Below are 7,723 nucleotides of genomic sequence, written 5' to 3' on the forward strand. Positions count from 1 at the left end.
GAGACAGGGCTGCGACTGTTCGACGATGGCGAGGCCAGCGCCGGTGCCCTCGAAATCCTTGACGTTGACCTTGACGCCATTGGCCTCCTCGAAGGGCTGCAGCAGCGCCGGATCGGCATGATCGCACCAGATCAGCGCGTTGAGGTCGGCGGCCTGGACAGCGCTGCCGGCTGCGAGCAACAGCGCCGCGGCCGCGCACGCAGCATGCAGATGGCTCTTCAACATGGAAAGCGAATTCATGGTCTTGGAATGTGCGGACATCGAGTGTTCTCCCTTGCCTTTGTGGCTTCTTGCAAAAAATTGAACCAATTCTAAAATTGAGTCAATTCTGTTTTTGTGGAAAGAGGCTGGAATGAGCGGATTGCGGGCAAGGCAAAAGGCGGACCGGCACAGGCGCATCATCGAAGCGGCGGCGGAACTGTTTCGAGAGGCCGGCTATGAGGGCGCCAAGATAGAGGCGATCGCCACGCAGGCCGAGGTCTCGGTCGGCACCATCTACAATTACTACGAGAACAAGGGCGACATCCTCGGCGCCATCGTCTCGCTGGAGGTCAACGAGGTGCTGAATGCCGGGCAGGGCGTCGTCGCCAGGCCGCCGGCCAATGTCGGCGATGCGCTGGATACGCTGATCGGCATCTACATCGAGCACTCGCTGCACTATCTCAGCAAGGAGATGTGGCGGCAGGCAATGGCGATCTCGACGCAACTGCCCGACAGCCCGTTCGGCCAGGCCTACACCGCGCTCGACCGCGCGCTGACCGAACAGATCCGCGCCCTGATCGCCCGGCTGCAGGCGCTCGGCCTGGTGCGCCAGGACATCGACGGGGCGGCGCTCGGCGAACTGATCTTCAACAACATGAACATGATGTTCATCGAGTTCGTGAAACGCGACGCGGCGAGGATACCGGAGCTGCGCGCAGCGATACGGAGGCAGAACCGGATTTTGGTGGCGGCGATCGGGGTGTGAGGGAGTCAGGAGCAGACAGGAGAAAATCGTCGGTTCGGCATATTGTCATTTCACACCAGCGCTCGCCTCTTGAGTTGAATTTAAAGCCTGGTACAACTTAAGGGAGCATAAAAAGGGGAGGCGTAAATGGGGGCGTTTTCCATCTGGCATTGGGCGATCATGCTGCTGTTGATCGGCGTGCCTGTTTTCTTTGCTGTTCGATCGGCCGCGAAGCCGTCGCAGAATCCTGAGGCTCTTGTGGGCTTCGGCGGCTGGCTGATGCTGCTGGCTATCGGTCAGGCATTGTCACCGCTGCGCACACTCGCCGAATTGGGGGCCTCCAGCGATGGCGACAACCAGCTCATGCTGGTGCCGAATGGACCCATGGTGGTCTATGGCGAGGTTGCCCTGCTGCTGGCATTCATGGTGCTTCAGCTTGTGGTGCTCGTTGCCATGCTGAGGCGGAGCCTTCGGTTCAAGCAGTTGTTTCTCATCCAATGGCTCGCAATCCCGGTGGCGGTCATACTGGACGCGATCTGGGTCTCCACCGCGATCGGGGTTTCGGTTCGGCAAGTGGTCACTGGCGAGGCGCTTGCGACGCACATAGTCTCGTTTGTGCTGATAGGGCTCTGGGTCGCCTACGTCTACAAGTCCGTCAGGGTGCGGAACACCTTCACCAGGGTTGGGGCATCCACCCAGGTTGCTGGCGCGTCGTAGAAGAAGGCACAACTTGGAATGTTGGAACTGCGCGCGGCGATCCGCGGGCAGAACCGAATTCTTGTGGCGGCGATTGGGGTGTGACCTCGTGCACCACTATGTCGCCATCGAACCTGGAACGGCCAGATCCTGAGCCGACCGACCTCGACCATCATCCGTGACGGCTGCGACCTTTTGGAAGGTCTTTATTTCGGCCTCATTTATACGTGCTGCCCGCGCTCTCGCCTGGAGATCAACCAGGCGCGCCACGAGCGCTTGCGACGTCTCGACTTCAGGGTTCATCATTTTCATTTGTCCGATTGAGTGGCGATTTGACGAGCGCAACCCGCCGGCATCCCTGCCGGCGGGCCTGGCCGGTTCGAAGTTTCAGTCGTAGACTTTCACAATCTTGCGTGTGCTCGGGTCCACCAAAACCGTTCGGTTGTCGACCACCGTATAGCGGTATTTGACGTTGGGAACCTCGTGGAGTTCGACCGTGTCTGGCAGAGCCGTGCCGACATTCAACTCCACCCCCGGAAGCTTCACAGAAGCCAAGGGTTGCTTCTTCACGTATTCGCGCACGACGGTGTCCTGTTCCGGTGTGATAACCACATCCTGTGCCGCAACCGCGCCGACGCTGGCCAACAGCAAGAGCGCCGCAGCGGCGCTGCTTAGGTGCATCCTCATTTGTTTTTCTCCTCTTGTAACCTGGCGGCAGCACGATCGGCTGGGCGCCAGCCACCCGAACACGTCGCCAGGCCAAACGTTCCTCATACGGGCCTCTGTCTGAATCCGCGCAGGACCAAAGTCTGGTTGGAAAACGCAATGGTCTTACCCGTTGGGAGTAGGCGGAACGGCTTAGGCCTAAAGGTTGTTGTCTCTCCAATTCGGAGAGAAACAGTGGAAAAAAGTGTCGGCCAGGCGCGATGGTTGCTCGCACCGATTTTCGCAACAGCCATCACCTTCCTGGTGATGGGGGTCGTTCTTGGCTGACATGGCGTGGATCGGCGCAGCTACGTCCCTTCCTGCGCTGATAGGACCCGTGAGCTGCTTCGGCGGCGGGCGGGTCCTGTATTTCACCGTGCGCCCATGCATGCTCATTCGGCAGGCGTGGGCGCATTTCTAGCACATGTACCTTGGGAGGTTTATTATGGATCGGCGATCCTTCTTGACTGCAATGTTTGGCGTTGCCGGGGCAGCGGCCCTTGCAAGCGCTGTCCGCCCAACTGACGCAATGGCGGGTGTTCCAGGGGCCGGACACGGCATCCTCGATGAACTTGAGACGCCACAAACAGAGACCTTTGAAGAAGACGCACAGGCAGAAGTGCAGCAAGTCTATCATCGGGACTGGCACTACCGTCCCCACCGCCGCCGGCGGGGCTGGAGACGGGTTTGCCGCAGTTATTGGCGGCATGGTCGCCGTCGCATCCGGTGCAACCGCCGACGTGGTCCTTCGGTCGTCCTTCGATTTTAACTGATTTCCCGCCTCGGCCCGTTCCGGCTCACGCGCCGAGAACGGGCCGGTTTAGATTCTTTTCGGTGAACGATCACAATGACATTGGTCCAGAGATCGAATGAGAGTGGCAGCGCGAACCAACCGGGAAATGGCAACGATGATCGTGCGCCCGGGTTTGTGGCCTCCGTCGCTTTGCCGGACAAAGAAAACATTGCCGACCTTGTCAGGCGAACAGAGCGCATGGCCATCTTGGTGGTTCTTGGACTGAGCGGCTGGTTGATGCTCGTCCCCGCTATTTATCTTGTGCTGACGCACGGGATATGAAGCTTGCGGGACATCCGTGCGCGCCCAGGGTTGGATTGCAATCGCATCGGATCGCGGCTTCCGCAGCCGTTTCGTGTCACCGGCAATGTGGGCGGGACGGGCTGTATTGCTGGCGCGAGGCGCAGGTGCTTGGATCACCGCGGCCTACGTCCGGCATGCTTGGAGCGCTATAATCCAACTAGCCGAACGTAATCGGCTTCTGGCTTGCCGTAGGTGCCGTTTGCGCAGGCCGCAAGTCCGCTGCGGTCCCTGATGTGCACTTCGCCACGTCGAGAATAGATGAAACCACGTCCTTCCAGAACTTGCAGCCCAACGGTAACGCCTGGGCGTCTTGCTCCAAGCATGACGGCGAGAAACTCATGGGTGATCGCAAGGCGCTCGCCGTGGACCCGATCGTCACACATTAGAAGCCAGCGCGCCAACCGCTCTTCAAGGTTTGATTTTGCGTTGATCAGGGCCGTATAGCTGGTCTGGATGTGGAAGTAGTGGACATAGCGCAACAGGAAAAGGCGCAACGTTGGGCTGTTCGCAAGAGCCTCCTTGAAGGGCTCGGTTCCCATCCTGAAAGCGCTGCCGGCCGACTGAACGTAGCATTGATGCGCTGCATAGTCAGCGCCCATCACGAGCGCGGCACCGGTCATTCCCTCAAAGCCGACAAGGCCCACCTCGGCTTCCTTACCTGAAGCCGTCGCGACCACAGAAGCGATGCCGTCCTCCAGGAAGTACACCGTCTCGATCTCCGAATCGGCTTTCTCTAAGGTCATTTTCGGCTCGAGGTCACACAGTTCAAGGTGTGGCTGCAAAAGCCCCAGGTCACCAGGGTCAAGCCTGCGCAACAATTGGTTTCTGTAGGAATCGTTCTCTGGATTGGTCATAGCTCAATCCCGCTTGGGGCAAGAGCTTTCCAATCTCCCTGCCGTCTGCGCCCGTAGACACGTGCAGACGATTTAAAAAATATACGCCCTCTGGCGCGCGATTGACAGTGAAATGCAACCTGATGCACGGCGTCCCCTCAGCCGCCGAATTACAAAACAGGGGTGTACAAAGTTACAGGGTTGGAATCGTACAGAACTCTGCTTCGTACGAATCCGACAATTTGTGATCGCAGCCAACGAGCCGGCATGATGTACATGGTTATCAATGTCGAGGCAGAGCGACGAGAGGGCGACCGACCGACTGGCAAGGCGACGGTTGTGCCCCATAACGGGTCAAAAGTTTGGCATCTAAATTGCTTTCACAGGTATGGGGTGGGCGAGAGCCCGTCGCTTCGCAAATGGAGCGGCGGGTCTACCCTACCAGTGACTGTCGAATGGCCACGGCAGCAGAATGTACCGCCTTTCAGCAGAAACTAACGGAACATCCGTACTCGCCCGAAGTTGGATTGCAGGAAGCGTCGCATGCGGGCTTCCGCAGCCCGTTTCGTGTCACCGGCAATGTGGGCGGGACGGGCTGCTTTGCGTTGGTACGCAATTTATACCGCTGACTACTTGTGGGTAATCCAGTCCAACAAGCCAACGTTAACCTGCTCGCACCCGACATATTCGCGGACCAAGCTTTCAGCCAGGTGGCGCCATTCACACTCGGGAACGCCTGTTTCCCTGACCAGGTTTCGAAACGCCGAGCGGAGAATGTCGGCATCGAAGGCCGAGACGGCAACAGGACCTGGCTCCGGATCTCCCTCCCGGGCCATGTCATCGCGATGACGTTGGCGAAGGCGCTTGAGCAGTTCGCGCGAGGCCTCGATTGCGCGTCGGGAGTGGTCCATATCACGGCGAAATGAGGCAGTGCCGGCCAGGGAATGGTGCCGCAACCGAAAGCTGGTTTCTATAACCGCGCGTGCGACTTCTATATGCGTTTCTGCCATCGCGGCCTCCCTTCCTGCGAAAGGATTTATTTACTCTCTTGTCACGCGTGACCCAAGAAGGATTCAACGTACGGTTTGGTACGAAGGGATGGCGCGCAGATGGGCATGGTCCGGAACGAACGAAGGGCCTGAACGGCAAACTATTTGCGATCCAGGCCCCTAGCCGTCGGGTTCGCGGCGACATTGCGCCCGCGGAATGCCATTCACAAGCTGGACCTTGGTCTTGCCATTCCCGCGGGGGGCGTCAAAGTCGGAGACGCGCTGAACAGTTAGAACTTCATCGCGATGCCGACGCGGAAATCGTGCGTCTGAAGCGTGTGTTCCAGCGTGCATCCGCCGCCACAATATTCAAGCGACTTCTTGCCGAAGAAGGAGAAGTCGTATTCGCCGCGCAAGAACACGTTGTGTGTGAGCGCGACGTCGATGCCTGCTCCAACAACACCACCGACCAAGGTGGCATCCCGCTCAGCGTTTCCACCCGGGTAGAATGTCTTCAGCTTTGCAGCGGTTACACCAGCCGTGACGAACGGCATGTAGGCTCCCATGTCCATGCCAACGCGACCCTTTACGGATCCGAACAAACCTGTGGAGGCGTCAAGGACGCCTGGGCCTGGAATATCGTCGAAGGTGTTCTTCTTGAAGCGGTAGCCAAGCTCGCCTTCGACGCCATAGACAATCTTGCCGGATTGGAGGTTATAGCCTGCAAAGCCGCCGACCGTTGCCGAGCCGACATTATGCGTTGCGCCAGCCTGGGCGCCCGGTCCATAGATCTTGTAGTGTTCCAACGTTCCGGCACCGAACACGCCGGCGTATGGCCCTTGCCAGGTCCATTCAGGGGTATCGACAGGAGCGATCGTCATATCGGCAGCCATGGCCGGAGCCGCGGAAAGCGCAACGAATGAAGCGAGCAAAAAAGCTTTCATGAAATCCCCATCAAAATCGCCAATCGCTTTATATCGATGAGCCTGCAACTTTGTATATAGCTAGGAAGTCACACCCGTAGGCTAAGTTGCTGCGCCTGAATTCGGCGAAATAGGTATCGGGATGGCCGGTGCAAGCAGGCATCCCTCGAAGAGCTCAATACTTCCGCGTCAGGCTTCGATGCGGGCATTATCGAGAAATTCAAGTGCGGAGCGTGGAAGGGGTGCCGTTCTGATCTTCAATGAAGCCGCTGCCGCACGGATCAGGCTTGCAGCTGTGTTCGTGAAGAATGCCGATGGGTATACCGGACGGCTCAATCCGCAGCAATCAGGAAGGATGCCGTCGACGCCATAGTTAGGCGGCGGCGCGCAGGGCGGTGACTCGCCCAATGTCCGGGTCCCTTCGCAGCCATCTATCGGTAAAGTCCCGGGTATTTGGCCTTCTCAGCCTGGCAATTTCCCGCTCTCTGGACCGCCATGGCGTAAGCTCTTTCATAGGTGTGAATGGCCTTCCGGAACTTAGGAGGATTAGGCGTCAGGTGTTTTTCTATCCCCTCGTACAAAAGCACAGGGACAGCAATGATAGCTTTTCCATTCTCTGTAGGCCTCAGCCGGCACCTTTGCATAACGCCGTTGAGGTTACCTGCCATTTTAGCGGCCAAATTTAACTTGGCATCGGGCATCCCGACCAGGAAGTGGATATTGTCCTGTCCTGCCGAAGCCGCCGAAGACGCGAAGCAAATTGCGGCGGCGAGTGCGACCAAAATGCGGATCAAAGTGACGTCCCCCCAATATTCCCAAATCTGAGCCAGGCTGAATATTTGGCAACCTAGCACCAAGCACACTATCCACAAATATGACACCTTCAAAACGCTCTCGCTCGATGCGCCAATGGGAGGGACTGACCTTAGGCGAATCGATTTGCTGGTGGCGCCGGAACCTTACGAGCCGGAGGAGGACGAAGAGGATGATCCGGATACGGTGATGCTCTGGGCGGATACTCGCGTTGGCAAATGAAAAATTCCAGGTGGATAAGCGGTGGATCGAACCCGAACCTTGTTTTCTAAGCTTTTGAAAATGTTATGGTTTTTGCATTGTGCTGGTGCCCCCGGACGGAATCGAACCGCCGACCTTCGGTTTACAAAACCGCTGCTCTACCAGCTGAGCTACAAGGGCACGGCGCTCCGGTTAGCATATGTGTTGAGCCAGTAAAGACAAAACTCCGTTTTTTCCCGGCATGCCGCATGGGCCATCGGCGAGGGCATCCTGAAAACCGCCGGATTGCTTCCTACATCTAGGGAAGGGTGCAATCGCTTCGAGCAGGGGTGTCGCATGATCAGATTTGTCATCATTCTCCCGATCATCTTCGTGGCCTGGATGCTGCTGGTGAAGATCATCAGCGACGTGAAGAAGGCCAATGTCGACTGGACCGGCGTCACCACCATCATCGGTTTCATCGCGCTGGCGTTCTGGCTGCGCCATGTCACGGGGATGGGGTGAGGGAATAGGAATAGGGG

7 protein-coding genes, 1 tRNA gene and 1 pseudogene are annotated in these 7,723 nt (G+C 58.0%); 3 read left to right on the forward strand and 6 right to left on the reverse strand.

All coding sequences use genetic code 11. The annotated features are described in order from the left end of the window. Window positions 1–261: pseudogene (locus ENZ74_RS14610) on the reverse strand (spermidine/putrescine ABC transporter substrate-binding protein); the annotation flags it as partial. A 91-nt stretch (window positions 262–352) separates the two neighbouring features. Between ENZ74_RS14610 and ENZ74_RS14615 the strand changes: the two are divergent. Continuing rightward, entirely contained in the window at window positions 353–967 is a 615-nt protein-coding gene (locus tag ENZ74_RS14615) for a TetR/AcrR family transcriptional regulator (protein WP_024503901.1), read from the forward strand. A gap of 126 nt (window positions 968–1,093) precedes the next feature. Further along, window positions 1,094–1,663, forward strand: a complete 570-nt coding sequence (locus tag ENZ74_RS14620) for a DUF2569 family protein (protein WP_063168081.1) — start codon at window positions 1,094–1,096, stop codon at window positions 1,661–1,663. Between the two features lie 366 nt (window positions 1,664–2,029). Here ENZ74_RS14620 and ENZ74_RS14630 read toward each other — a convergent pair whose 3' ends face one another. From ENZ74_RS14630 to ENZ74_RS14665, 5 genes are all read right to left on the reverse strand, one after another. Continuing rightward, a complete protein-coding gene (locus tag ENZ74_RS14630; protein WP_013531386.1) occupies window positions 2,030–2,329 on the reverse strand; it encodes a DUF1236 domain-containing protein in 300 nt (99 codons plus the stop codon). 1,260 nt (window positions 2,330–3,589) lie between these two features. Beyond that, on the reverse strand, window positions 3,590–4,297 hold the full coding sequence (locus ENZ74_RS14645) for a Crp/Fnr family transcriptional regulator (RefSeq protein ID WP_063168079.1): 708 nt from the start codon (window positions 4,295–4,297) through the stop codon (window positions 3,590–3,592). A 608-nt stretch (window positions 4,298–4,905) separates the two neighbouring features. Next, the gene (locus tag ENZ74_RS14650; protein WP_013531389.1) at window positions 4,906–5,286 is read right to left on the reverse strand and encodes a hypothetical protein; all 381 of its coding nucleotides are present in this window, start codon (window positions 5,284–5,286) and stop codon (window positions 4,906–4,908) included. A 269-nt stretch (window positions 5,287–5,555) separates the two neighbouring features. Further along, window positions 5,556–6,209 (reverse strand): outer membrane beta-barrel protein, encoded by a 654-nt coding sequence (locus ENZ74_RS14655; protein WP_013531390.1) that lies wholly within the window; start codon window positions 6,207–6,209, stop codon window positions 5,556–5,558. A 1,097-nt stretch (window positions 6,210–7,306) separates the two neighbouring features. Then, a tRNA-Thr gene (locus tag ENZ74_RS14665) sits at window positions 7,307–7,382 on the reverse strand. Between the two features lie 156 nt (window positions 7,383–7,538). Here ENZ74_RS14665 and ENZ74_RS14670 point away from each other — a divergent pair. Continuing rightward, window positions 7,539–7,706, forward strand: coding sequence for a hypothetical protein (locus tag ENZ74_RS14670; RefSeq protein WP_013531392.1), 168 nt, complete (start codon window positions 7,539–7,541; stop codon window positions 7,704–7,706). Window positions 7,707–7,723: the final 17 nt, after the last annotated feature.

The organism is Mesorhizobium sp. M7A.F.Ca.CA.002.15.2.1, from assembly GCF_003998715.1.
Taxonomy (GTDB): Bacteria; Pseudomonadota; Alphaproteobacteria; order Rhizobiales; family Rhizobiaceae; genus Mesorhizobium; species Mesorhizobium ciceri.

Coding starts and splice junctions, on each gene's coding strand:
- ENZ74_RS14620 (WP_063168081.1), top strand. CDS start 1,094: ATGGGGGCGTTTTCCATCTGGCATTGGGCGATCATGCTGCTGTTGATC.
- ENZ74_RS14650 (WP_013531389.1), bottom strand. CDS start 5,286: ATGGCAGAAACGCATATAGAAGTCGCACGCGCGGTTATAGAAACCAGC.
- ENZ74_RS14630 (WP_013531386.1), bottom strand. CDS start 2,329: ATGAGGATGCACCTAAGCAGCGCCGCTGCGGCGCTCTTGCTGTTGGCC.
- ENZ74_RS14645 (WP_063168079.1), bottom strand. CDS start 4,297: ATGACCAATCCAGAGAACGATTCCTACAGAAACCAATTGTTGCGCAGG.
- ENZ74_RS14670 (WP_013531392.1), top strand. CDS start 7,539: ATGATCAGATTTGTCATCATTCTCCCGATCATCTTCGTGGCCTGGATG.
- ENZ74_RS14655 (WP_013531390.1), bottom strand. CDS start 6,209: ATGAAAGCTTTTTTGCTCGCTTCATTCGTTGCGCTTTCCGCGGCTCCG.
- ENZ74_RS14615 (WP_024503901.1), top strand. CDS start 353: ATGAGCGGATTGCGGGCAAGGCAAAAGGCGGACCGGCACAGGCGCATC.